Origin of the sequence: Pontibacter sp. SGAir0037, assembly GCF_005491705.1 — a bacterium.
Lineage (GTDB): Bacteria > Bacteroidota > Bacteroidia > Cytophagales > Hymenobacteraceae > Pontibacter.
This window is the reverse complement of record NZ_CP028092.1, coordinates 4,463,715-4,488,620: the sequence shown is the minus strand read 5'-3', so window position 1 is coordinate 4,488,620 and position 24,906 is coordinate 4,463,715. Positions and strand designations below refer to the sequence as shown.

Annotated in this window: 19 protein-coding genes; 8 read left to right on the top strand and 11 right to left on the bottom strand. The window is 46.0% G+C overall.

Going from position 1 to position 24,906, the window contains the following annotated elements; all coding sequences use genetic code 11:
• The first annotated feature begins 79 nt into the window (after positions 1–79).
• The 3 genes from sdaAA (at position 80) to nuoB (ending at position 2,328) form a co-directional block, all read left to right on the top strand.
• Positions 80–988 carry an L-serine ammonia-lyase, iron-sulfur-dependent, subunit alpha gene (gene sdaAA / locus C1N53_RS18585; protein ID WP_137760742.1) on the top strand — a complete coding sequence of 303 codons (909 nt, stop codon included), beginning with the start codon at positions 80–82 and terminating at the stop codon, positions 986–988.
• A 171-nt stretch (positions 989–1,159) separates the two neighbouring features.
• A complete protein-coding gene (locus C1N53_RS18580) occupies positions 1,160–1,684 on the top strand; it encodes an NADH-quinone oxidoreductase subunit A (protein WP_137760741.1) in 525 nt (174 codons plus the stop codon).
• 92 nt (positions 1,685–1,776) lie between these two features.
• Positions 1,777–2,328 carry an NADH-quinone oxidoreductase subunit NuoB gene (gene nuoB / locus C1N53_RS18575; protein ID WP_240773481.1) on the top strand — a complete coding sequence of 184 codons (552 nt, stop codon included), beginning with the start codon at positions 1,777–1,779 and terminating at the stop codon, positions 2,326–2,328.
• 51 nt (positions 2,329–2,379) lie between these two features.
• Here the strand turns inward: nuoB and C1N53_RS18570 are convergent, their stop codons facing one another.
• The 4 genes from C1N53_RS18570 to C1N53_RS18555 all read right to left on the bottom strand — a co-directional run bounded on the left by C1N53_RS18570 (position 2,380) and on the right by C1N53_RS18555 (position 9,435).
• Positions 2,380–5,409 carry an ATP-binding protein gene (locus tag C1N53_RS18570; protein ID WP_137760739.1) on the bottom strand — a complete coding sequence of 1,010 codons (3,030 nt, stop codon included), beginning with the start codon at positions 5,407–5,409 and terminating at the stop codon, positions 2,380–2,382.
• Between the two features lie 176 nt (positions 5,410–5,585).
• The gene (locus C1N53_RS18565; protein ID WP_168194061.1) at positions 5,586–6,542 is read right to left on the bottom strand and encodes a Hint domain-containing protein; all 957 of its coding nucleotides are present in this window, start codon (positions 6,540–6,542) and stop codon (positions 5,586–5,588) included.
• A 98-nt stretch (positions 6,543–6,640) separates the two neighbouring features.
• Positions 6,641–7,795 carry a histidinol-phosphate transaminase gene (locus C1N53_RS18560; RefSeq protein ID WP_137760737.1) on the bottom strand — a complete coding sequence of 385 codons (1,155 nt, stop codon included), beginning with the start codon at positions 7,793–7,795 and terminating at the stop codon, positions 6,641–6,643.
• A gap of 50 nt (positions 7,796–7,845) precedes the next feature.
• Positions 7,846–9,435, bottom strand: coding sequence for a flavin monoamine oxidase family protein (locus C1N53_RS18555; protein ID WP_240773272.1), 1,590 nt, complete (start codon positions 9,433–9,435; stop codon positions 7,846–7,848).
• Positions 9,436–9,734: 299 nt separating this feature from the next.
• Here C1N53_RS18555 and C1N53_RS18550 point away from each other — a divergent pair, with 299 nt between their 5' ends.
• Positions 9,735–10,334 (top strand): NADH-quinone oxidoreductase subunit C, encoded by a 600-nt coding sequence (locus C1N53_RS18550; protein ID WP_137760736.1) that lies wholly within the window; start codon positions 9,735–9,737, stop codon positions 10,332–10,334.
• On the opposite strand, the gene C1N53_RS18545 is transcribed toward C1N53_RS18550, so the two are convergent.
• Positions 10,327–10,977, bottom strand: a complete 651-nt coding sequence (locus C1N53_RS18545; RefSeq protein ID WP_137760735.1) for a class I SAM-dependent methyltransferase — start codon at positions 10,975–10,977, stop codon at positions 10,327–10,329. The genes C1N53_RS18550 and C1N53_RS18545 overlap by 8 nt on opposite strands.
• A gap of 134 nt (positions 10,978–11,111) precedes the next feature.
• Positions 11,112–11,906, bottom strand: a complete 795-nt coding sequence (locus C1N53_RS18540; RefSeq protein WP_137760734.1) for a prohibitin family protein — start codon at positions 11,904–11,906, stop codon at positions 11,112–11,114.
• A gap of 353 nt (positions 11,907–12,259) precedes the next feature.
• On the opposite strand from C1N53_RS18540, the gene C1N53_RS18535 reads away from it, so the two are divergent.
• From C1N53_RS18535 to C1N53_RS18520, 4 genes are all read left to right on the top strand, one after another.
• The gene (locus tag C1N53_RS18535; protein ID WP_137760733.1) at positions 12,260–13,471 is read left to right on the top strand and encodes an NADH-quinone oxidoreductase subunit D; all 1,212 of its coding nucleotides are present in this window, start codon (positions 12,260–12,262) and stop codon (positions 13,469–13,471) included.
• 128 nt (positions 13,472–13,599) lie between these two features.
• Positions 13,600–14,460 (top strand): phosphatase PAP2 family protein, encoded by an 861-nt coding sequence (locus tag C1N53_RS18530; protein ID WP_137760732.1) that lies wholly within the window; start codon positions 13,600–13,602, stop codon positions 14,458–14,460.
• A gap of 213 nt (positions 14,461–14,673) precedes the next feature.
• Positions 14,674–17,085 carry a DUF5686 and carboxypeptidase-like regulatory domain-containing protein gene (locus C1N53_RS18525; RefSeq protein ID WP_137760731.1) on the top strand — a complete coding sequence of 804 codons (2,412 nt, stop codon included), beginning with the start codon at positions 14,674–14,676 and terminating at the stop codon, positions 17,083–17,085.
• Positions 17,086–17,231: 146 nt separating this feature from the next.
• Positions 17,232–18,743 (top strand): NAD(P)H-hydrate dehydratase, encoded by a 1,512-nt coding sequence (locus tag C1N53_RS18520; RefSeq protein WP_137760730.1) that lies wholly within the window; start codon positions 17,232–17,234, stop codon positions 18,741–18,743.
• Positions 18,744–18,745: 2 nt separating this feature from the next.
• On the opposite strand, the gene C1N53_RS18515 is transcribed toward C1N53_RS18520, so the two are convergent.
• The 5 genes from C1N53_RS18515 to atpA form a co-directional block, all read right to left on the bottom strand.
• Positions 18,746–19,651: a hypothetical protein gene (locus tag C1N53_RS18515; protein WP_137760729.1), complete on the bottom strand. Its 906-nt coding sequence runs from the start codon at positions 19,649–19,651 to the stop codon at positions 18,746–18,748.
• Between the two features lie 196 nt (positions 19,652–19,847).
• Positions 19,848–20,408: an inorganic diphosphatase gene (locus C1N53_RS18510; RefSeq protein ID WP_137760728.1), complete on the bottom strand. Its 561-nt coding sequence runs from the start codon at positions 20,406–20,408 to the stop codon at positions 19,848–19,850.
• 63 nt (positions 20,409–20,471) lie between these two features.
• The gene (gene pafA / locus C1N53_RS18505; RefSeq protein WP_137760727.1) at positions 20,472–22,193 is read right to left on the bottom strand and encodes an alkaline phosphatase PafA; all 1,722 of its coding nucleotides are present in this window, start codon (positions 22,191–22,193) and stop codon (positions 20,472–20,474) included.
• A gap of 173 nt (positions 22,194–22,366) precedes the next feature.
• Complete coding sequence (gene atpG / locus C1N53_RS18500; protein ID WP_137760726.1) at positions 22,367–23,260, bottom strand: ATP synthase F1 subunit gamma; 894 nt, start codon at positions 23,258–23,260, stop codon at positions 22,367–22,369.
• A gap of 64 nt (positions 23,261–23,324) precedes the next feature.
• Entirely contained in the window at positions 23,325–24,905 is a 1,581-nt protein-coding gene (atpA, locus tag C1N53_RS18495; RefSeq protein WP_137760725.1) for a F0F1 ATP synthase subunit alpha, read from the bottom strand.
• Between the last annotated feature and the right edge of the window lies 1 nt (position 24,906).

The window sequence follows — 24,906 nt, the reverse complement described above, 5'->3', positions numbered from 1 at the left end:
AAGCCTTAAATTTTTTGTTCTTTTGTAGTGTAAGAGCCTTTGTTGGCTTTTTAGCATCAGAACAGAAATACTAAATTATATGTCATTATTATTTAATGATTTTAAAAGCTGGGAAAAGCATTGTGCCGAAACAGGTGAACCGCTTTACCAGGCTGTATTGGAGTACGAGATCGACCAGAAAGGGCGCACCGAAGCATTTATCTGGGAAAATATAGCCAGGGCTTACGATGTCATGAAAGATGCCGTACAAACCGGCCTGACCGAAGACATGAAATCCCGTTCAGGTATGGTGAACAACGGTGCTAAAAAAGTAGCCAAAGCACCTGTTACAGTACTTTCACCTGAATTCCAGAAGCTCATTTCCCGTGCTTTGGGGGCCAAAGAAGTGAATTCCTGTATGGGCCGTGTGGTAGCTGCTCCGACAGCCGGTGCTTCGGGTATATTGCCTGGCACCCTTACCACACTGCAGGAACTGCACAACCTGGACGATCGGAAAATACACGAGGGCCTTTTAGTTGGTGCAGGTATCGCTCTTATTATTGAACAGAATGCTTCGCTGGCCGGCGCTGTAGGCGGTTGCCAGGCCGAAACAGGCAGTGCCGCCGCTATGGCGGCAGGTGCTATCGTTTACTGCCTGGGCGGCTCTGTTGACCAAACGTTTGCTGCCGTTGCCATTACCATACAATGTATGCTCGGCCTGGTATGCGACCCGGTGGCCGGACTGGTAGAAGTACCCTGTATTGTGCGCAATGCCAGTGCAGCCGCTATTGCTTTCTCCTCGGCACAGATGGCTATTGCAGGCTTAAACCCCGTTATACCCGTAGACCAATGTGTGGCAGCGCTGGGCGAAGTAGGTGAAAGTATGGAACGTAAGTATAAAGAAACAGCCGAAGGCGGATTAGCCAACACTCCCAAAGCCCGCGAAATAGAAAGCTTTGTACTGGTGCAGGATGTGGAAATCCTGCCGGACGAGACAGAGGAGAGCTAATGTGCATTTAAGTAAATCATTCATCCTGTTCAGTTCAAGTGGTAAATAGTCTTTCCAGAGAACATAATTTCTAATTTTTAATTTAGAAGATTACTCGTGCTGTGCCTTTTAAGAAGTATACATGGAGAGTAAGCTATAATTATTGTAGTTTTGCAGAAACAGCGCTAAGCTATGGCAGAAACATATTTATCGGATTTTGGAACAATCCTGCTATTCCTGATTGGCGGTGCTATTTTTGTTATAATAGGTCTGTTTACAGCCAAGCTTTTAAGGCCACACCGACCTAACCCTGAGAAGCTATCTACCTACGAATCAGGGGAAGAGCCCATTAGTAATGCCTGGATACAGTTTAACCCAAGGTTTTATGTGGTGGCACTTATCTTCATTATTTTCGATGTGGAGCTGGCCTTTCTGTTTCCGTGGGCTACCGTGTTTGGCAGAAGAGATTTAATAGAAGCCACCAACGGCACCTGGGGCTGGTTTTCACTTATCGAGATGTTTATCTTTATTGCGGTACTAGCTCTTGGTTTAGCTTATGCCTGGGTAAAGGGCCACCTCGACTGGATTAAGCCACAGCCTGTTGTTCCGCAAAGTCGCTCTAAAATACCTATGGAGGTATACCAGCGCGTAAACGAAAGGCAGTATAAAAGAAGAGAAGCAGCCCCTACCTCTAAGACCGATCCGCAAGATAGTTAGTGTCGGATTGGCAGACAAACTGAAGTTAGCGCTATGAGAGAAACTTGCTGATAACTTCCAATTCATAATTATTAATTTCTAATTCTAAACGTATCGTGAACGCAAAGACAGGAGAAGGCGGGGTAGTGATTACAAAACTGGACGACCTGATGAATTGGGCTCGTTTATCAGCACTATGGCCTATGGGCTTCGGGTTGGCTTGTTGCGCTATCGAAATGATGGGTGCTTATAGTTCTGGCTACGATATAGACCGTTTAGGCGTTATTCCGCGCGCTTCGCCCCGGCAGTCGGATGTGATGATTGTGGCAGGCACTGTTACCTTTAAAATGGCTGACAGGGTGCGCAGACTATATGAGCAGATGCCGGAGCCGCGCTATGTTATTTCTATGGGCTCCTGCTCTAATTGCGGCGGCCCTTACTGGGAGCACGGCTATCATGTAGTAAAAGGTGTAGATCGTATTGTTCCTGTAGATGTATATGTGCCTGGTTGCCCGCCACGTCCGGAAGCTTTGATAGGCGGCTTTATGCAACTGCAGGAAGTTATCCGGAAAGAGTCGCTTCGTGCTCCACGGGCAGTGCAACAAATTATGGCAAAGCGGGCAGCACAAATGCAGCAGCCTGTGGCCAATGCCGGTAAAGTATAGCAAGCTAAAAGACATAAGCTTAACTTCGCTTTGGTCTTCTAGCTTGTTCCCTTAATCCTTTGCTACACGCAAACTATATGGTTTCAGGTGCACTTCAAAGGTGGTGCCTTCTCCAGGTTGACTGCGTACCTGAATACGACCGCCATTTCGCTCCACCATATTGTTTACTAGGTATAAACCGAGTCCGTTTCCCTCTGCCTGATGTGAAAATCTTTTAAAAGGTTTGAACAGCTGCGCCCCGTGCTGCTCCAGATTTATTCCTATGCCATTATCTTCTACCTTCAGCACCACCCCCTCCTCATCAGGTTCTGTCGAAACATAAATAACCGGAGGCCTTTCAGCAGCACTGTATTTGAGCGCATTATACACCAGGTTCTTTATAATACTAAGCAGGAAAGCCTCCTCATATACAATGGTTTCCGCCTTGCTGAAATCTGCTAGCACCTGCCCCTGCTTTTGCTCTAAAGCAAGCTGCAACTCAGGCATAACCTCTTCAAAAGCATGGCGAAAAGTTATTCTATCGGCTCCCCTGTTCCCCCGCGTTTCAAGCCGGATAATATTCAGCAAGCCTTTGATAGTCATGTCGAGACCTCTGACAGAACCTTGTAACATGGCTAACAGCTTTTTCTGCTGTTCAGGATTGGCCTCATACTCAAATACCTTTAGCAGTCCCTGCAGGTTATTCACCGGCGTTCTAAGATCATGAGCAGCTATGTGTACAAAGTTATCCAGCATCTCATTCGATTTCTGTAAAGCATGATTTCTGCCTTCCGAATGATCCACAGCTTCCTGTAGCACCTGCACTACCTGGTTTCGAAGGTTTACCAGGTGAAGGTTTGTTTTTACTCTCGCTTTCAGCTCCCGTTCATTGAAAGGTTTTATCAGATAATCGTCGGCTCCCATTTCAATACCTTCCGCCCGGGCCTCTTCCCCAGCCCTTGCCGACAGCAGTAGGACAGGCATAAGCTTGGTGCGTACATCAGCCCGGATACGCTGCACTAACTCAAAACCGTCTGATTCAGGCATCATAACATCCGAAATTACCAGGGCAGGAGACTGTTCTGTTATCATACGCCAGGCTTCTTCTCCGTTAGAAGCTCTTACTATGTGGTAATCGTCCTGCAGTATGCGAGACAAATACTGCTGCATATCTTTGTTATCATCAGCTATAAGAATGGAAGGTTTAGTTCCGGCACTTGTGGAGCCTTCTTTAACTGTACTGCTATGATCTTCGGCTGGCAGAACTGCATGTTCCCATCCCAGAATGGGTGCTAAATCATTCTCCCAGGGCTTATCATGCCGCTCAACATGTGTGGAGTCCTGTGATACAGATGCAGCTGGCAAATGCTCTTTACCTAATGGTATAGCTACAGTAAAAGTAGTACCTGCCTCAGGTATGCTTTTTACATCTACCGTTCCACCGTGCAGCTTTACCAATTCCTGCACCAAAGCCAAGCCTATACCTGTACCTTCAAAGCTTCGGCTTCTAGCTTCTTTTATACGATGAAACCTTGAGAAAACCCGCTTCAGCTCTTCTTTAGCTATACCTACACCTGTATCCGAAACAGTAAGCACAGCCTCCTGCCCCTGTTGTGTAACCGATACCCTTATCTCTCCTTCAAATGTGAAGTTCAGGGCATTAGAAAGCAGGTTAAACAAGATACGCTCCCAAAGATCTGCATCAAGGTATACTGGCTCTTTTATAGGAGTACACCATACCTCGAATTTTAAACCGGCTGCCTCCACTGCCGATCGAAAACTGCTGCATATATCCGTAGTCAGAGCAGTTATATCCACAGGTTTAAAATAAGCCTGCAACCTGCCTGCCTCTGCTCTTGAAAAATCCAGCAGCGAATTTACCAGCTTCAGCATCCGCTCGCCATTCCGCTTTACCAACTGTAGCTGATCCTGAATATCAGTCGGCAACTCCTGCTCCAGCACATGTCGCAAAGGCCCCAGCATAAGCGTAAGCGGTGTGCGGAACTCATGACTGATGTTATTAAAGAAAACTGTTTTTGCTTTGTCTATCTCGGCCAATGCCTCCGCGCGCCTGCGTTCTTCTTCGTAAGCCTCTGCATTGGCAATGGCGCGGCTTGTATGCTCCGCTATAAGTCTGTAAAAGGCAATATACTCATCATCTACTACTCTGCGTGCACTGAAACCCGCTACTAACACGGCATAGGGCAATTCTCCTTTATCCTGGCCCATACGGTTTACCGGCAGCACCAATGCCTGCCCCGGCGATTCCGGCCAGGCTCCTCCTGGCAAAGCACCGAAGCGCCCCGCCAGGTCTGTTAGCAGTTCCTGTTCTCCCAGGCGTGCTACTTTTGCCACAGGCCAGCCTTGGGTTACGTCAGTTAGTTCCTGCAGCTTAATTGTTGCCGGGCTTACAGCGGTATCTGCGTCTATAGTAACGGTAGCTGCCAGGCGGGCTACTTTTTCATTTTTATCGATAAGGTATAGTAAAGCAAACGGAACATCTTCAGGATTAGTGGCTAAGGAAGCTGCAATAGCTTTACACGCTGCCGCTGCATCTTTTGCTTCGTTAATGGTTGCTGCTATATGGCTAAGCATCGCCAGCCGGCGCTGATTTACCACATCCGTTGTTGTTTCAATCGCTGTGGCATAAATACCTCCTACTTTACCAGTTTCGTCATATATCGGGCTGTGCGAAAACGTAAAATAGGCCTCTTCTAAAAACCCGCGCCTGTTAGGCAATACCAGCTGGTCTTTAAAATAAGTGGTTTCCCCATCCAGCACCTGTTTAAAGATTACGTCCAGAAACTCCCACATCTCGCTCCACCACGGATAGGCGGGCTCTCCTAACGCACCAGGATGCTTCGACTGCATGATAGTCGCATAGCCATCGTTGTAAAAGTGGATGAGTTCCGGCCCCCAATGAATCATCATCGGGATTTTAGAAGACAGCATAATGCTAACAGCAGTGCGTAAACTCTGTGGCCATGTATCAATGGGCCCAAGCTTGGTTTCAGACCAGTTCAGCTGCCTGATACGGTCTCCCATTTCACCCCCACCTTTAAAGAATTTTTCGGCACTTACACTAGTCGCTCTATTCTGCATAGCTGCTCCTCTAACGCTTTTAAAATCACCTACTATAACCAAATTATGCTAAGTTATAAATAATTAAAGGCCGCACCAAACCTGATTAGGTATACCCCACCAAAACAAGAAACCCTGTAGTTCTGGCCACAGGGTTTTTGCATGACAAGGATTAATAAACTATTCTAATTTTATCTTTATTTCTGTTTTACTACCACATCGTTCATCAGAAAAGTAGTACCCTGATCGGCTACCATGTTGTATACCTTCTGTACGCCACCTGCAAACTCTTTCTTACGCAGCACGGTGTAAGGTTCGTATGAATTTGTTTCTTTGTTAAAGCACAAGATTTCTTCTCCCTCGGCTATCTCTCCTATCTTTTTGTCGCCTGCCCTTGTTTTCATCGGGTGATTCGGAGTAGCCTCTAATACTTTGTCCTTTAGATGTATTGTAGTCTCTTTTTTGCCAGCCTTCTCTTCTGCAGCTATAACTACCAGTTGCGTAATGGCATAATTCTTTGCCTCGTGTGCCACCAGCTCTCTTACCTTAGTCACAGTTTCCAGCTTTGTTTCAGGATTCACGGTCACCACTTCGTCGCCTGGTAAAATGTCTCTCAGCAGCTTTCTGCTGCCGTTGGCCATAGCTACTACCTGGTCGCCCGGAAAACAGATGTCATTCCCGTAGGTAGCCGACTCTGCTTTTAGATCTTTACCCTGATTTATTACCTTATACTGCTGGAAACCTAATTCTTTCGACAGGATATAGGAGAGCTTCAGCACATAGTTTTTCTCTTCTTTATCGATGGCATGAATATCTTCGAAGTACTGCTCCCATACCTTGCCGTCGGCTGTAAAATTGGGTAGCACCGCTTTATACTGTTTGCCTTTCTCGTTGGTATAGAAGATCATCAGGCCCAGCTCCTGCATCCCCTCTTTTGCCATCAGTTTGTACAGATCGATGCGCTTTTTCAGCCCGTCGTCACCTGTAATAAAATAGGGCTTGCGCATTTCATAACGATCCAGTATGTAAGTATTTTCTATTTTCACATAGGTGTCTTTATCTAAATTGTTAATGGCAAAAGCTTTTGCTTTCTTATACTCATCCATGGTAAGCGGGCGAGGATTTACAGCTGCAGTCTGAGCCTTTGCTGTCATACAGGTAGTTAGAACAAATAAGTAGGCTACTATAAATATCTTATGCATGATAAAGCGTAAAAGTTAAAACAAGTGGTTTATTTAAAGGAGAAGGTTTTTTATGAAATCTGCCCAAAGGCTTCGGCAAAAACCTGCATTTCGTCCATGCGCCCGATGCTCACGCGGCACCAGTCCTGGTTATTGAAAGCCCACGTTCTGATGCTGACTCCCCGCTTCATCATTTCTTCGCTAAAGCGCCTGCCCTCCATGTTGATCGGGAACATAACAAAATTGGCTGAAGACGGGATATACTTATAGCCTTCTTTATCGAGCACGCTGTACAGAAACTTTTTAGATGCCATTGTCTTCTGCAGGGCATCTTTCAGGAAAGCCTGATCCTGATAGCTGGCCAGGGCTGCCTGAAGCGAAGTACAGGAAATACTGCCTCCACCTGAAGTAAGCGCCTTTAGTTGCTTAATCATATCGGGTTGTGCGATGGTATACCCTACACGCAAACCTGCAAAACCATAAAGCTTGGAGAAAGTACGGGCAACAATAACGTTTTGGCCTTTCTTCACATTCTCCATCAGGCTGGCACTTTTCGGATCATCGAGGTAATCTATGTATGCTTCATCTATGAACACCGGTACTTTTTTGGATACACGCTCACAAAAAGCTTTCAGCTTCGCGGTGTCTACTACCGTGCCTGTCGGGTTGTTGGGGTTGCACAGGTAAACAAGCGCGGTACTGCTGTCTATCTTTTTTTCCATGGCATCCAGGTCCAGTTTGTAATCAGCCGTAAGAGGCACTTTTACAATATTGGCACCAAACTCACCTGCTGTTTCGGGCAGATCGGCATAAGACGGATCGCCAGTGATAATAGAACCGCCTTTTTTGCTGAAATGCATGGCTGCTGCATGCAGTAAGGGCGAAGAACCTGCATCAATTAATACCTGCTCCGGCTTTACTCCCTCGTAGGCTGCAATTTTTTGCGTCAGCTCCCGGCCAGCCACAAAAGCATACTGGTAGCTTGTAGAAAGCGAGTCCATAATAGCCTTCTTGGCTTTCTCAGATGGCCCGAACGGGTTTTCGTTGGCACTTAACCTGGCTTTTATTTCGGGCGGAGCTGCCAGTAAAACAGATTCATCCGTTATAAATTCTCTGATGCCAGGTACAGGAGCAGCCTTGGCTGTAAGCGAAGCCAGGCCAGCCGGCAGTACAGTAAGGCCGCCAGCCAGAAAAGCACTGGACTTTAGCCATTTTCGGCGATTCATAGGATGTGACATGGTAGTTTAGATTTAGGTAAGTTTATAGTTTCAGCTTGTTAGTTACTTCCTACAGCAGGATATGTCACCCGCTGCTCATTCACACGGCTATGCACCGCTGCTACCACACTTCTGGCAGATTCAAATGCTCCGGCCATCCAGGCGGTTAAATAAGTCATGTGCTCCCCTGCAAAGTATACCTGCCCTTCCGGCTTCTGCAGCGCCTGGTAGTGTGTTTTCCGGTCGTCGGAGCTATACACGGCCCAGCCACCCAGGCTGTATGGCGACTTGTGCCAGCTTACCGAATAAGAGGTTTCGAATTCTTTAGGGTATTGCACATGTATCTGGCTTCCTTTCTGCAAGGCAAACTGCTCACGCTCTATATAAGAAAGCTCTCCTATTCTGGCAGCTTTATCGTTAAAATTGTAGTACCCTATTAGCACACCCTTTTTGCTGAGGTAATCGTTGGAGGGGTAAAAAATCTGGGTGAGGTCGTTGTTGGTGTGGGTAATGCCGCCAAAGATATGTTCGTCTTCTTCCCAGAAACGGCGCTTGAACTGCAGCCCGATTTTCCCGGTCTGGATATAAGGCACAAAATCAATAGCACGACTTACATCAGAAGAAAAGTTATGGTTAATGTTGCTTAGCACAGGTAGCGGCAATGTGCAGATGCACAGGTCTCCTGTTATAGTTTGTATGCCTTTTTTATCTTTATACGTAATCTTTACACCCTGCTCCTGGTTCCGGATATCCGTTACCTCGGCCCCAAGCTTTATACTTTTAGCTACCTGCTTCTCCAGGGCCTGTGCAATTCTATCCATACCGCCTACAGCCTGGAACATAGTCATCTGCAGTTCATATGTATATTCGGCTACATTGTAGAAGTCGGGGTCTATCAGGCCCGATTGAATGATATCAGCCAATTTATGCGGATCGGCTATCTTCCCTGTTCTCTCACCTGCTCCCGGAGCTTCTATGTATCCTCTTCTGGCAGATGCCTTGTACAGTTTATCTATATCCAGGCCACCCTCTGCCCGCAGGTACTCAATTACTTTAGCTGCATCTTCGTGCGAAAGCGCTGTATCTACCTGTTTCTGGTCGATGGCTTTTGCAAGAAGTTCACTCATGTAGCCCCGCATATCGTTGTGTATTTCGCGGGCCCTTACTTTTTTATTAGATAAGCTACCATTGCCTTCGCTATAGAAGTAAGCGCTTTCGTTTACGTTGTTATAAACTTCCAGTGGTACGCCCAGTTCCCGGCAGTAGTGCAGGCTCAGTTGGTGATGGTGTGGAATTCGCGAAGGGCCAGCATTAAAATACAACCCGCTATCGAAGCTGGCTGTTTGGCGCAGATTAGATGTCTCTGTTTCTGTAGCACCGTTACGCACGCTCCAGCAGCGCCCCCCGGTTCTTGTTCTTGCCTCTAAAATAGTACACTGGTAACCAAGCTTGCCTAATTCATAGGCAGCCGTCATGCCTGCCAGTCCTGCCCCTAATATAATAATGTGTTTGCCTTTACTTTCTCCTTCCAGTTTAAAAGCATGTGCAGGAGCAGCAGGCATTAGTCCCAGTGCCAGCGCTGCCGGATAAGCGCCTCCAGCCAATATGGCACTTTTAGTAAGGAAATCTCTTCTGGATAAACTTTTCAACGATAATTCTTTATGTTTTCAAGTAATTTATCAAAAGAAAACATAAAATAAAATCATTTTTATAAAATTATAATAATTATGATGATAAAAAATCAACAACACCTCTTTTTTGTTGAAAATAATTAAGTATTTACTACTAACCATATGGCAGCGTTGCAGTAATTACCTATATTGAGAAGGCTGATTTGCACAAGTATTCATTTATAGCTAAGGCACCTGTATTGTAGGCAAGTTTATTTTAACTTTGCACCGGTTGTGGCTGCCAGAGCCGGTTTGTTTTTAATGTTATTTGTAAGAGCATGTTATTTGAAGAGATAAAGAATTTTATAACTGAGCAGTTTGGGCAGGATGTGATTGTAGCAGAGAATACAAATAACCTGCAGCCTTACCTGGTACTACAGGCAGAACGCCTGCCGGAGGTGTGCCTGGAGCTTCACGACAACGAACAAACCTATTTCGACTTTCTTTCCTGTATAACGGGTTTAGACAATGGCCCGGCTGCTGGCACTATGGAGGTGATCTACAACCTTTACTCTATCCCTTACGACCATCACCTGATGCTAAAGGTTACAGTTCCCCGCCATCCGGCTGACGCGCTGCTGCCGGAAGTGCCAACTGTAAGCCATATCTGGCGCACTGCCGACTGGCACGAACGCGAGGTATATGATCTGTTAGGAATATCTTTTAAAAACCACCCGGACATGCGCCGCATTTTATGCACTGCCGATTGGGAAGGGCATCCGCTCCGGAAAGACTATAAATTACAGGATTATTATCATGGCATTAAGGTAGCGTTCGACGATCATAACGAGTTTAATGGCTTTAAAGGAGAGCCACATGAATTAACGGGTACTCCGACACCTTTTTCGGATAAGCGTGAAAAGCCTGGCACTACTTGATAGGTTTGTACGACAGGAACCAGTAGTATTGCATATTAACAAAATTTATGTCGGTTGCCTTGCCGTCTAAAGCTTCTCTAATAAGCTGCTCGGTAGGGAAGTTCTTCAGCACCAGGTGCTCCGATCCGTTTTCGAGTGTACGCAACTGGTACGTGTTGCCATGCTCATCCTGCTTTACAATAGGAGAACTGCTACCCTCTACATAGTTATTATCTATAAGCACTACGGAGCCGCCTATATCTACAAAGTTGTTGATGATATTAACAAACTCATCCAGGTTCTCCAGTTTAATATGAGACCAGATAAAGCCGCCAAAAAGGTTGCGGCATTTCAGCACGCTGTCTTTCAGATCAAAAAGATTAATTTGTTCAAAGCTGACATTAGCCTTTTTATAGCCTTTTGATTCGGCCACTTCGAGTACAGCTTCGTTAATATCGGTGGCCAGCATGGCTTTTGCGACAGATGCTATACGCTCGGTCCAGTAGCCGGTGCCACAGGCAATTTCAAAAATCAGTTTTCCAGCAAAAAACTCCTGCAAAAGATTTGTTAGCTGTAAAAGTTCCTCCTGCCTCTCTGGCTTTTGGTAAATGCATTCATACTCTTTCGCCCTATCTCTGTAATAAGTAGTCAGATCCGTATTCATTCTTTTAAGCTTTTGCTGATTTTTGCTGAAACTGTGCTGGAATTTATATTCTAACCACAATTTACTTAAATAAAACGCATAAACTACTATGAATAATGTCCTAACACTTAAAAAAACAAGGCTTTTACCATCTTTTACTGCACATTCCGGAAGAACACAGGCGAATTACCATACAGTGCTGTTTTACCATCCCACTTTTCTATAAACTGCTGCTGGATAAGTAAAGGTGTAAGCGTTTGTTGTCGTAGCTGGTTTGCTTTTGCCTCTGCTTCGGCTTCTATAATCTTTTTCTTAGCCTGTGCTTCGGCCACTTTCAACTCGTTTTCTACCTGCATGGCCTGCTGTACTGCCTGGTTTTTCAGGTTTACAGCTCGCACAATTTCTTCCGGGTACTGCAGCCCGCTTGTCATCTGCTCTAGCTCAAATCCTTCTTTTCTTAAAGATTCGCCTAGTGCCTGCTGCACCTTGTCCTCAAAAGATTGCCTGTTAGAGATAATACTATCGGTGCTGTATTGGTTAAATTGAATCCGGAAAGCATCTCTGGTATAGTTGTAAAGAGTAGTTTCGGTAATCTGCTCGATGGCTTTGCGGTATTTGCTAAAGATACGGGGGCTTTGGCCGGCAATTACTCTAAAAGAAATTGTTGGGTCTACGGTAAAAACCGAACCATCTTTGGCATTTACTGTGAAAGCAGCATAATCTACTGTTTGCACAAAAGTAGGAAACTGAAACACGTCTTCTGTTAACGGATTATACCATACACGCCCTGTTACCAGCGATACGTCCTGTACGCCCTTATCAGTGCCATACAGCTTCACCAAAATTCCCTCGTGCCCGGCATCAATGCGGGTGCAGGAGGTCATGGCTGTAACAGAGAAGAGGATTATCAGAATAAAGGCAAGGCTAAAGGTAAAAATCTGGCGGCTCATCAGGCTTTTAGTTTGGTGATTATGTATCGGATAATTATGAAATTGAATATCAGCAGCAACAGAAGCAAAAGCACTCCTCCTGCCACCGCCATATCAGATGGAGTTCTTAGCAAGGCCGCTATCTCCGAAAAAGTGAGAATGTCTGTCAGTATCAGCAGCGGTATAAGAAGCAGGGATCGATAGTTCATAAGGCAAAACCAATATATTCAAACATAATCATATTAATGCTAACTCACAAACTTAAACCTGGCTATAAAAATCAGCCTCAACAAAGCTACCCTTGCTTTCAAACCTACTGCTTAAGTCGTGTTTTTTCACGAACTTTGCTCTTATTCATCATTTAGAGTTTATCATTGAGCACCACGTCCATCTACAAAGAATACCTGCTGCAATCGGAGCCGAATAAGTTTGAGGCGGAAAACCTGAAGGCGGGTGAAATGATTATCAACATGGGCCCGCAGCACCCTTCCACGCACGGTGTACTGCGCCTGGAGGTAGTAACGGACGGAGAGCTGATCGTAGATGTGGCTCCTCATATTGGCTACCTGCACCGCTGTTTCGAGAAGCATGCCGAAAGTATGGCTTATAACCAGACTATTCCTTACGTTGACCGCATGGACTACCTGGCCGCCATGAACTCAGAACATGTGTGGTGTATGGGCGTAGAGAAGCTGTTAGGTATAACAGACCAGATTCCAAAGCGTGTGGAGTATATCCGGGTGCTGGTGGCAGAACTGAACCGCATTGCCTCTCATTTTGTGGCTATTGGTACTTATGGCATCGATATAGGCGCCTTTTCACCTTTTCTGTGGCTCATGCGGGACCGGGAACATATACAACGCCTGCTCGAATGGGCCTCTGGCGCGCGTATGCTGTATAACTACATCTGGGTAGGTGGCCTGTACTACGACCTGCCTATTGGCTTCGAAGAGCGTTGCCGCGAATTTATCAACTACCTGCTGCCTAAGCTTGATGAACTCGATACAATTCTGCTTACAAACAAAATATTTATAGACAGAACTGCCAATGTAGGCATTTTACCCCTGGATGTTGCCATAAACTATGGTTGCTCCGGCCCTATGCTGCGATCTTCCGGCCTAAAGCATGACTTGCGTCGGGTAGATGGTTATTCTGTTTACCCGGAACTGGATTTTGAAGTACCTGTGGGAACAGGTTTGGTAGGCACTACAGGCGACTGCTGGGACCGCAACTATGTTCGGGCACAGGAATGCCGGGAGTCGGTAAAAATTATTCGCCAGTGCCTTGATCAGCTGGAGGGTGCGCATAAGCGTACACCTGATTTTGACCCACAGGCTGCTTGCCCGAAGAAGCTGCGCATGACTGGCGAAAAAGAGCTTTATTTTCGGGCCGAAACACCACGCGGCGAGTTAGGCTACTTTTTCCGTACCACCGACCGCAGCGATGTGCCTTTCCGCTGCAAGGGCCGCTCTCCCTGCTTCTCAAACCTGTCGGTGCTCCACGAGATCAGCAAGGGTTGTATGGTAGCCGATTTAATTGCGATAGTCGGCTCCGTAGATATTGTACTGGGAGAACTGGACAGGTAACAGGTGAATCCTGCCTTATCAGCTTCCTTTATTACTAAATTGTTAAGTAACACGTATAAGGTCAGGTATTTTATATAAAAAGTAGAAATGCCTGACCTTATACTATCATTAAAATTTCCTCACCAGTAATGTCGAAAGTTTTAAAAGTACCCCAGTTTGCACTTATACACTTCTTTTGCCTTGTTTTCTTGATAAACCCTGCTTTTGCACAGGAACAACAAAAGCAGGAAAAAACCATTGAGCTTTCGGATACGGCTAATGCCCTTCCTCCCGATACAGTTCTTCCTGGCCAAAAGAAACCATTTACCGATGCCCAACGCTTAGAGGCCGATAATGTCCGCTTTCTGAAAAGAGCGGTGCTGCCCTCAGCAGTTCTGATTGGAGCAGGTATTTACACTGTAGGTGGCAGAGGTATTTTGAGCAGCCACGACGTATTCGACTACAGAACCAGAACGTTCCCGAACTTCAGCACCAATGCCGACGATTTTATAATGCTGGCCCCACTGGTCGGGCTCTATGGTTTTAACCTGATTTCTTCGCAGCATCGCCACGAGCTTCCTCGCCAAACGCTGCTGCTCATCTCTGCAGGCGCCTTAACTTCTGCCATTGTATGGCCTGTAAAAACAATAACTGATATCGAGAGGCCTAACGGTAAACCTACGGCATTTCCTTCCGGGCATACGGCTTATGCTTTTACGATGGCTACTTTCATGGATAAGGAGTTCCGCCACAAAAGCCCGTGGGTAAGTGTTGCCAGCTATGGTATAGCAGGTGCTACAGGAGCTATGCGAATTCTCAATAATGCCCACTGGTTTTCTGATGTACTGGCCGGTGCTGGCGTGGGTATCTTATCTGTAAACACTGTTTATTGGATACACGGCAAGCTGGTAAATAACAGAACGCTGAAAGACAGAGGCATTAATACTTCTTTTGTGCCTGTTGTACTGCCTACCGGTAATATGGGCATGGGGCTTTCGCTGCAGTTTTAAAAACTACGACAAACGTATCACGCATCAGGACACGCGACTTTCTGACAAAGTGTTACAAAAAAGTTAAGATGCGCTCTGCCACTTGTTATGCCTTTAATAACCTGCTCACCGAACAGGCAAACCCGGAAAATATTAAGCATATCATTTTATTTAAGATTTTAATGGCGTTTCTTCCAGAGCAGGAGGAAACGCTTTTTCTTTTATATTTACCTTATGCCACATATCCGACTGCTACTCCTGCTTTGTACATTGTTCGTTTCTGCCACTGCTTTCGCACAGGTATACACTATACGCGGCACTGTGCGCGACGCCGAAACAAATGAGAAGCTTGCCTTTGTGAGTATAGCGGCCAATGCCGGAGAAGCAGGCACCACAACCAACTTGGAGGGGCAGTATCAGCTTCGGCACCAGCAACCAGTTACTAGCCTTCGTTTCAGCTACGTTGGATACACACCGCAGGTGCTTGTGCCTGATTCAACGGGTGTGTTAAATGTATACTTGCGTCCGGCAGCTGCCCGCCTGCAGGAGGTGGTGGTACGCTCCGGCGAAAACCCGGCACACCGTATTATCAGGCTGGCCACCCGCAACCGCTCCCGCCACCATACAGGTAATTTAAAAAGCTATACTTACCGCACCTATAACAAATTTATACTTACCGCCACCGATATCACCAACCTGGATCTGAGCGATACGCTGCAGCTAGCGCCACAGGATTCTTCTTACCTGAAAATGCGCAGCCTGCTGGCCAGGCAGCACCTGTTCCTGGCAGAAAGTATAACAGACTATAGTTATCTGAAACCTGACCTGAGTAACGAGAAAATATTGGCAACACGGGTATCAGGCCTGCAGCAACCCAGCTTTGGCATAGTGGCAGCAGAAGCCAGAAACTTCTCTGTGTATGAAGACATGCCCGATTTTTTTGGGAAACGCTATTTAAGCCCGCTTAGCCCCGGCAGCACACGCCGCTACCGCTTTACCCTGGAAGAGACTGCTGTTATAGGCCAGGACTCTGTTTTTATTATTTCTTTTGAGCCTGAGCAAGGCAGAAATTTTGATGGGCTTCGTGGCCTGCTGTATATCACCAGCGATGGTTGGGCGGTTCAGAATGTGATGGCAGAGTCGGCAGTAGCAGACGACAAAAGAGGCATGAAGCTACAGCAGCAGTTCAAAAAAGTAAATAACCAGCAGTGGTTCCCGACAGAGCTGGATGTTGAAGTAACTGTACCACAGATTGTCATGCGTGGCCATCAACCTTACGGCCATATCCGTACCTACATCACAAACATAAACCTGAACCCCGATCTGCGCCGCCGCGACTTTAGCCCCATTGCTTTATCGCAGGCTCCAGGTGCACACCGCCAGACAAAGATGTTTTGGCAGGAGCAAAGGATAGATTCGCTTCAGGAGCAGGACCTGCGCACGTATCAGCGCCTCGATAGTGCCGGGAGAGCTGTAAACCTGGACAGGAGCATCCGCCTGATGGAGTACCTTACTACAGGGCAATTGCCTGTAGGCATTATCAGCCTGGACCTGCGCCGAATCCTGCGGGTAAACAGTTTTGAAGGATTGCGTTTGGGTATAGGTGCACATACCAACAAACTTTTGTCGGAGCGTTTTACCATAGGCGGCTACTGGGGCTATGCCTTTGGCGATCAGAAACAGAAATACGGAGCCGATGCTTCTCTCATACTGCACAAACCCTCTGCTTTAGCCTTGCAGATGGCTTTTTCTGAAGATATAGCTGCTCCCGGAGAGCGCCACTTTCCTTTCCGGAAACGCTCTATTATCAGGGACTACCGCCCGTACCTTCTCCCCCACCTCGACTATGTAACCGAATACAGCACTTCCCTTTCAGGAAGAATTGCACGGTACATGCAGGCTCAGGTAGAGATACGGCAACAGGAACGCAGGCCAACTTTGGTGCCGCCGGCAACAGATGCGCCTGCTCCTGCCTATCAGATAGCAGAGGCTATTGTGGGGCTTCGGTATGCATACGGCGAGCAACTGATGCAGCAGTTTAACCAAACAATGGCTCTCCCTTCTTCTTATCCTGTGCTGTGGTTGCAGTATACCAAAGGGCTCGACAATATGTTAAACGGCAACTACAGTTACCACAAATTTGATATACGCGCAGAGGCTTCTTTTCAGCAGCGAACCTTAGGTGAAACCAGGTTTACGCTGGCAGGTGGACTTGTACAGGGAGATGCTCCTTTTGTGAGTTTATATAACGGCTATGGCAGCTACAGCGACCGGCATCATATTTATGCCGGAGAAGGCTTTGAAACGATGTATCCCTACGAATTCTTTTCTGATCGTTATGCAGCTCTCTTCTTGCAGCAGAACTTTGGCAAGCGGCTTTTACGAACCAAGTTCTTTAAGCCAGACCTGGTGGCGCTCACCAATATTGGGTTTGGAGATATTGATCACGAACTTCCGGCTCTCGAAGGAATGCAGTACAGCTCCATGCGCAAAGGCTTTTATGAATCCGGGCTCCTCCTCAACAACATTATCGGCTCTGCCTTTACAGGTATAGGTGTTGGCGCCTTTTACCGCTACGGCCCTTATGCGCTACCTCAAGCCTCAGATAATTTTAAGGTTAAACTTACCCTCACGCTAAGCTTTTAATGCAGCTCCAGGTTTGTAACAGTTATCACATTATCCAAAAGCCTGCATTTAACGTCTATTATGATACAACAAACTCTGTAAGATCACTTAATTAAAAAAATATCAGGCGCATTTATGCGTGCACCGGTTTTAACATGCTAATTCCTATGAAAATTTTATCTGCAGCACAAACAAGAGAAGCCGATGCCTATACTATAAACCAGGAAAACATATCATCTGTGGAGCTAATGGAGCGTGCTGCCAGGGCTTTTACAGGATGGTTTGAAAACAAGTTTCCTGCTCCTCAAACAGTTTATATTTTCTGCGGGCCAGGCAACAACGGTGGTGACGGACTAGCGGTAGCCCGCCTGCTTTGTGAGCGGTTGTATAAAGCAAAAGTTTATGTCGTTGGCGATTCCGCAAAAGCATCTCCTGACTTTAAAAAGAACTTCGACAGATTACCTGATGAAGTAGATTACCTGCACATTTCTTCTTCAGAAGCCATACCTGACCTGCCTTCAGGCGCCTGTGTAATAGATGCGCTTTTCGGCACCGGGCTCAACAGGCCTGTTACAGACTTGTTTGCTCATGTAATCAAAAGACTCAACAACAGCCGTGCCTGCATCACTTCCATCGACATGCCTTCCGGTTTATACACCGATAGCCAAACACCAGCCGAAGGTGCCATTGTAAAGGCAGCTTACACCATCAGTTTTGAACTACCAAAGCTTTCTTTTTTTCTGCCACAGCACGAGTCATACATCGGTGACTGGCATGTTGTACCTATTGGCCTTTCTGCCGACTTTATTTCATCTGTTGATACAGATAAATATTATACTACTGCTACAGATGCGCAACGCCTGCTGAAGCCCCGCAAGAAGTTCTCCCACAAAGGACTCTACGGGCATGCTTTACTGCTAGGTGGTGCCATGGGTAAAATGGGAGCAGCCGTACTGGCAGCAAGGGCCTGCCTGCGCTCAGGAGTCGGCCTGCTGACGGTACAAACGCCGGCTGTGGGTTATAGCATTATACAAACTGCCGTACCGGAAGCCATGACGTTGGTAGATAAGAACAGAAAGTATCTTACAGCGCTGGATGAAAGTATAGAAAAGTATAATGCCATAGGAATTGGCCCGGGCATTGGCACCGAAAAAGTGACAAAAACACTTATAGGGCAGTTGCTGGCTACTACCCAGGCACCTTTGGTTATAGATGCCGATGCCATTAATCTTATTGCCAGCAGCGATAGGCTAAAATCACAGTTACCTAAAAACAAGGTTATTTTCACACCTCATCCCAAAGAGTTTGAGCGGCTGGTTGGAAAAACAAAAGATAATTATGACCGGCTGGAGCACCTGCGGGAGTTCTGCCAGGAATATGCCTGCTATGTTGTTCTAAAAGGAAATCACACAGCTATTGGCACCCCGGAAGGAAAAATTTATTTTAATACTACAGGTAATGCAGGTATGGCCACCGGTGGAACTGGCGATGTGCTTACGGGTGTACTTACTGCACTGGTCGCACAGCAATATACCCTGGAAGAAGCTTGTGTTTTAGGGGTATACCTGCATGGTTTGGCCGGTGATTTAGCGAAGAGCCAAGTAGGCGATGTTTCCATGATCGCTTCTGACCTGATTGATTATCTGCCACAGGCATTCCGGCAAATGGTCCAGGTATAGGCTCAGCTGAAGGCAATATACACCAGGCCAGCATGCACTAACATAGCACCATCTGCCAGAAGCGCATAGTAAATGCGGGGACGATCTTCGGCAGAGAGCACAACAACAGTAGCAGCCACAACCGCACCCAACAACAGCATAAGCAGAAGCGAACCACTTGCAGAAAGGAAGCTGAGCAATGTATAAAACAGCAATAAGCCCAAAGACAACAACTTGGTGTTACGAATGCCAATCAGCCCGGGGAAGGTAAGCGTCTGGCTGTCTCTATCATAGCTATAATCTCTGATATCGAACAGCAAAGCTAAGGCTCCTATAAAGAGAAACCGCCGGCCAAACAATTCCAACACTTCTCCCGACCACGTGACCTGCTGTTCTGCATGCATCAGCGGGAAGAGTGTTGTTACAGCCGCCCATACGTAGGTAATCAGGAACACCTTCAGCAGGGGGATGCTCCTTAAAGGCCTTACTTTCTCTCGCTTATAGATAATGGGAATGGTATAGCCTACCGATAAAACAGCCAGATGAACAATAAACCAAAAGTTAATCCTGAGCCCATATCTAAAGTAGACCACAGCAGCTGCTCCTATGCTAATTAACCCTGTTATGGCCAGCAGGCGCTTGTGACGTATGCCCCATGGTTGCCCTTCCTGCACAATAAGCTGCCTGGGGTTAAGCAATATACTCTGGATGCTGCTAAGGTTGTAAGTAAAAAGAGTAGCCATAAAAACAAACACTGCCATTGGCAAAAAAACTGGCAAACCAGCCAGCAAGTATGTTTCTATAGTTAGAAAGAAGGCACAGAATGAGATAAAGACATTACTATACAACAATGCCTCCAGCATGAGATGCAGACTTTTCCTGAGGCTTGTCGTCTTCGCTATGTATGCTATGCTACTTTTATCTTCCATGAACCAACCTGCAATTTCGCAACAAATCCTTAGCTATAAAACCAATTGTACGCATTTAGAACAATGGCCGGTACATTGCTTTAAGTATACGCCTGTTCACAATTTCCTGAGCCAGGATATTCGACTCAGCCTATAAAACAAAAAGCCTGACGTACTATTGCGTACTACGTCAGGCTTAACAGGAAGTGTAAAAGTGTTAGATCACATTCTTAGGTTGTGGCACCCCGAATGTTGTGTTATACAACTCTATACTCTCCTGAATAATTTCGTAAGCTCTTTCGCGCCCCAGGAACTGCTCTACAATAACCTCTTTATGCTCCAGTTTCTTATAGTCTTCGAAGAAACGGCGCATCTCCAGCAGCGTGTGCGGTGGCAGCTCCGAAATATCGTTGATATGGCGAACAGACATATCGTTGTTTGCAACAGCGATAATTTTATCGTCTTCTTCGTTATTATCAATCATCTGCATCACACCAATTACTTTGGCATCAATCAGACACATTGGCTGCACATCAATAGAGCAGATCACCAATATATCAAGAGGGTCTTTGTCGTCGCAGTATGTCTGCGGAATAAAGCCATAGTTGGCAGGGTAGTGAATGGACGAGAAAAGTACACGGTCCAGCTTCAGCATTCCACTTTCCTTATCTAATTCATATTTCGCTTTCGAACCCTTCGGAATTTCGATTATGGCTGTTACCACACCTGGAGCTTCTTCCCCGAAACTCACGCTGTGCCATGGATTGTTATTCTCCATATCTTTATAAATTAATATGTTGTTTACTACTTTATGTATCACAGGCTTTATATAAAGCCTTTATTATTTCATCAATTCCTGTAAGGGCTTGCCGGTAGCGCCGTTTGGTTCCATAATGTACAGCCATGATGCAATGGTGGGAGCTATATCTTCTACATGCACTTCTGTAGAACTCTCGCCACTTTTCACTTTCCAGCCATAATATACCATTGGTATGTGTGTGTCGTGAGAGCCATAAGAACCATGCGTGGTGCCTTTTGTTCCTGCGCCATCAAACCAGGCTGGCTCCAGCAGTACAATAACATCACCTGATCTTTTTAAATTATGTCCACGGCTTACTTTTCCCATTGTACCATCTGTCCAGTCAGAACTGTGCACATCGGCAGCAACAACTGCTTTGCTCACTCCTTTAAACTGCAGTACATAATTTGCTACTTTTTCCTGCATTTCCCGCAGGTTCAGTTTTTTCTCTCTGATCAGGTTGTGGTTTAAATAAACCTGCATGTTTATAGTGTACTCCACCCATTTGCCCTGACCATATTCTTTTGTTAAGTACTCTTCCAGCGACTTTGTAAGCTCTCTTGCATTAAACACGCCTGCCGGCACTTTGTTATCTGTTAAGAATGCGGGCACATGGGCAGCACCGTGATCAGCGGTAAGAAACACTAATACGTTTTCTGTACCAATTGTTTCATCTAAATAAGTTAAAAATTTTTCCAGTTCCTGATCAAGCCGTAAATACACATCCTCTACTTCCACTGAGTTCGGGCCAAAGGCATGCCCGACATAGTCCGGAGAAGAAAGGCTTAAGGCCAGAAAATCTGTCTGCCCGTTTTGGCCTAGCTTTTCTCCCTCTATAGCCGCTCTGCCAAAATCAAAGGTAAAGGTATTACCAGCAGGCACAGAACGCAGCAGCTCATAATCTTTTCCTCTTAAAGACGGTAGATTATGCGGAAATACCGGCTGATCTTCTCCTCTGAAGGCACTCTCGTATGGTGTATTATCTGCGGTGCTTTCTGTATACTGGTCTATCGGCAACAATGTGTTCCAGGGCTGGCTCAGGTGCTGATCCGGGTATTTCTGGTTGTTAAACTCCTCTACCCAGCCTGGCAGCGACGGCATATAAAATGTACTTGTTACCCAGTTCCCGGACTTCCCGTCAAACCAGTAGGCTCCGTTTGCCATATGCCCGGCTGGCAATATCGCTCCTCTGTCTTTTAAAGCTACGCCTATCACTTTAGATTGTTTGTTGGTAGCCAACCGTAACTGATCTGTGATGGTAGTGGTAAGAAGGTTTGCCGGCGACATTTTGCCAACTTCCTGGTTTGTGCTTCCAACAGTCTGTACTGTAGCATCATCGGTACAATATACCGAAGCTTTTAACTCCCGGTTATACCAGTTATTGCCCACTATACCGTTTACAGCAGGTGTTGTTCCGGTGTAAACCGAAGCATGCCCCGGACCTGTATAAGTTGGCACATAATTGTAATGCGCATTCTTAAAGTTGTATCCTTCTGCTACCAGCCTTCTAAATCCACCGCTTCCGTATTTATCCCAGTAACGGAACAGATAATCGTAACGCATCTGATCTACCACAATGCCAACTACTAATTTTGGCCTTGCCAGAGGAGACTCTTTCTTAAGTTGTGAACTGCTATTCTCAGCAACCGGACCTGAAGAAGATGCCGTGTTTGCAGATCCCGTGCATGAGGCAAAGGTTGCAATAACACCAATAAGAATAGATTTGATAAAATTATTTGATAAAATTCTCTTTTGTGGCTCCATTATTTTTGTTTAGCTTATTACAAATATAACAAGCTATTGCAGCATCACTTTGGTTACCTGCTATAAGTTAAAGTTTTAACAATTAAATAACATATAAAAGTAATACCTAGTCCTGAAAAAAGCAACGCCCACCTTTTGGGGTGGGCGTTATACTTATTTAATATTGTTTTTCCTTATTCTGCTGCCAAGGCTTCTGCACCACCCACAATTTCCAGAATTTCTTTGGTGATAGCTGCCTGTCGGGTTCTGTTATAAGTTAGTTTTAACTGTTTCAGAAGCTCTCCGGCGTTTTCTGTTGCCTTATCCATTGCGGTCATTCGGGCTCCATGCTCAGAAGCATTCGATTCAAGCACTGCTTTGTAAACCTGTATCTTCAGTGACTTAGGAATTAATTCTTCAATAATTTCTTCTTTTGAAGGTTCGAAGGCATAGTCCGGTATAACAGAAGAGCTTTTGTTTTCTTCCACAGGTTTTTCAACTATTGGTAAAAACTGCTCAGTACGCACAATTTGTGTTGCAACGTTCTTAAACTCGTTATACACCAGTACTACTTCATCAAACTCACGGTTTACAAACCCGCTCATAGCTCGTTCAGCAGCGCCTCTCACAGTATCAAAAGAAAGATTTGAGAAGATTGTACTATAGTCAGAGATAACCTTGTAGCCTCTTTTTGCAAAGGCTTCAGCACCTTTTTTACCTATACCTAAAAAAGTAACGTTGCCTGCTGCAAACTGGCTGCTGTACTTTCCGTTGATCAAAGAGGTAGCAGCTTTGATAATATTTGAATTAAAAGCACCCGCCAGACCACGATCTGAAGTAACAGCAATAATCAGCACACGATTTACTTCGCGCTTTTCTGAGTATTGGTTTGTTACCGAACCCTCATCTGTGATAGAAGACAAATTCGTTAAGATCTCATTCAGGCGCTGCGCATAAGGGCGCATACGTATGATGTTATCCTGCGCACGTCTCAGCTTCGCAGCCGCCACCATTTTCATGGCTTTTGTAATCTGCTGTGTAGACGATACCGATGTAATACGGGCTCTAACCTCTTTTAAACTCGCCATATTTTCTTTGTTATGAGCAAAAGAAAGGATATAGGCTTAAGCCTATATCCTTTATGCATAACTTTTAGTTACTGTATTTAGATGAAAGCTCTCTGGCTACCTGCTTCAGAACACCTGTCGTTTCATCGTCAAGTTTACCAGCTAACAAGGCATTCAGCGTGCCTACGTGTTGAGCACGTAATGTACGGGTAAAGTCTTTCTCGAAATTTCTTACTTCGTTTACAGGCACTTTATCCAGAAGGCCGTTTGTAGCGGCATAGATAACAGCAACCTGCTCCTCTACCGGCACCGGAGAGAATTGAGCCTGCTTCAGGATTTCCAGGTTACGACGACCACGCTCAATCGTAAGTTTGGTAGCAGCATCCAGGTCAGAACCGAACTTAGCAAAAGCTTCCAGTTCACGGAACTGAGCCTGATCCAGCTTCAGCGTACCAGCTACTTTTTTCATAGCCTTAATCTGAGCAGAACCACCCACACGTGATACAGAAATACCTACGTTGATAGCAGGACGGATACCAGAGTTGAACAAGTTAGTTTCCAGGAATATCTGACCATCGGTAATAGAAATTACGTTTGTCGGGATATAGGCAGAAACGTCACCGGCCTGTGTTTCGATAATCGGAAGTGCTGTTAAAGAACCGCCACCTTTTACCAGGTGCTTGATAGAAGCAGGCAGGTCGTTCATATTGCTGGCAATTTCGTCAGAAGCATTTACCTTGGCAGCACGCTCTAACAAGCGGGAGTGCAGGTAGAATACGTCACCAGGGTAAGCTTCGCGGCCTGGTGGTCTTCTTAACAGAAGAGATACCTCGCGGTAAGCTACTGCCTGCTTCGAAAGATCGTCATAAACAACCAGCGCCGGACGGCCAGTGTCACGGAAGAATTCGCCAATGGCAGCACCTGTAAATGGCGCAAAGAATTGCATTGGAGCCGGATCAGAAGCAGAAGCCGCAACAACTACTGTATAGTCCATTGCACCGCCATCCGTTAATGATTTTACTACTTGTGCTACTGTAGATGCCTTCTGGCCTACAGCTACATATATACAGAATACAGGCTGTCCTTTTTCGAAGAACTCACGCTGATTCAGGATTGTATCGATTGCCACAGCCGATTTACCAGTCTGGCGGTCACCGATGATTAATTCACGTTGGCCACGACCGATTGGAATCATAGAGTCAATCGCTTTGATACCAGTTTGCATTGGCTCGTTTACCGGCTGGCGGAAAATTACGCCAGGAGCTTTACGCTCGATTGGCATTTCGTACAGCTCACCAGCAATAGGGCCTTTACCGTCTATTGGCTGGCCAAGAGTGTTAACAACACGTCCGATGATACCGTCTCCTACTCTAACAGAAGCAATGCGGTTTGTTCTTCTTACTGTGTCGCCTTCTTTAATTTCGCTGTAGTCACCAAGCATTACGGCACCTACATTGTCTTCTTCCAGGTTCAGAACAAGTGCCTGAAGTCCGTTTTCAAACTCTATAAGCTCGCCAGACTGTGCTTTTGAAAGGCCATAGATACGAGCGACACCGTCACCCACTTGCAGTACTGTACCAACTTCTTCCAGTTCTGCCTCAGAACGGAAGTTTGATAACTGCTCTCTTAGTATGGCTGATACTTCGTCAGGTCTTACTTCTGCCATG

What these genes read in the sequence shown, in the direction of transcription:
- sdaAA (WP_137760742.1), top strand. Translation starts at nt 80, where the DNA reads ATGTCATTATTATTTAATGATTTTAAAAGCTGGGAAAAGCATTGTGCC.
- C1N53_RS18580 (WP_137760741.1), top strand. Translation starts at nt 1,160, where the DNA reads ATGGCAGAAACATATTTATCGGATTTTGGAACAATCCTGCTATTCCTG.
- C1N53_RS18570 (WP_137760739.1), bottom strand. Translation starts at nt 5,409, where the DNA reads ATGCAGAATAGAGCGACTAGTGTAAGTGCCGAAAAATTCTTTAAAGGT.
- C1N53_RS18565 (WP_168194061.1), bottom strand. Translation starts at nt 6,542, where the DNA reads ATGACAGCAAAGGCTCAGACTGCAGCTGTAAATCCTCGCCCGCTTACC.
- C1N53_RS18560 (WP_137760737.1), bottom strand. Translation starts at nt 7,795, where the DNA reads ATGAATCGCCGAAAATGGCTAAAGTCCAGTGCTTTTCTGGCTGGCGGC.
- C1N53_RS18550 (WP_137760736.1), top strand. Translation starts at nt 9,735, where the DNA reads ATGTTATTTGAAGAGATAAAGAATTTTATAACTGAGCAGTTTGGGCAG.
- C1N53_RS18545 (WP_137760735.1), bottom strand. Translation starts at nt 10,977, where the DNA reads ATGAATACGGATCTGACTACTTATTACAGAGATAGGGCGAAAGAGTAT.
- C1N53_RS18540 (WP_137760734.1), bottom strand. Translation starts at nt 11,906, where the DNA reads ATGAGCCGCCAGATTTTTACCTTTAGCCTTGCCTTTATTCTGATAATC.
- C1N53_RS18530 (WP_137760732.1), top strand. Translation starts at nt 13,600, where the DNA reads ATGTCGAAAGTTTTAAAAGTACCCCAGTTTGCACTTATACACTTCTTT.
- C1N53_RS18525 (WP_137760731.1), top strand. Translation starts at nt 14,674, where the DNA reads ATGCCACATATCCGACTGCTACTCCTGCTTTGTACATTGTTCGTTTCT.
- C1N53_RS18520 (WP_137760730.1), top strand. Translation starts at nt 17,232, where the DNA reads ATGAAAATTTTATCTGCAGCACAAACAAGAGAAGCCGATGCCTATACT.
- C1N53_RS18515 (WP_137760729.1), bottom strand. Translation starts at nt 19,651, where the DNA reads ATGGAAGATAAAAGTAGCATAGCATACATAGCGAAGACGACAAGCCTC.
- C1N53_RS18510 (WP_137760728.1), bottom strand. Translation starts at nt 20,408, where the DNA reads ATGGAGAATAACAATCCATGGCACAGCGTGAGTTTCGGGGAAGAAGCT.
- pafA (WP_137760727.1), bottom strand. Translation starts at nt 22,193, where the DNA reads ATGGAGCCACAAAAGAGAATTTTATCAAATAATTTTATCAAATCTATT.
- atpG (WP_137760726.1), bottom strand. Translation starts at nt 23,260, where the DNA reads ATGGCGAGTTTAAAAGAGGTTAGAGCCCGTATTACATCGGTATCGTCT.
- atpA (WP_137760725.1), bottom strand. Translation starts at nt 24,905, where the DNA reads ATGGCAGAAGTAAGACCTGACGAAGTATCAGCCATACTAAGAGAGCAG.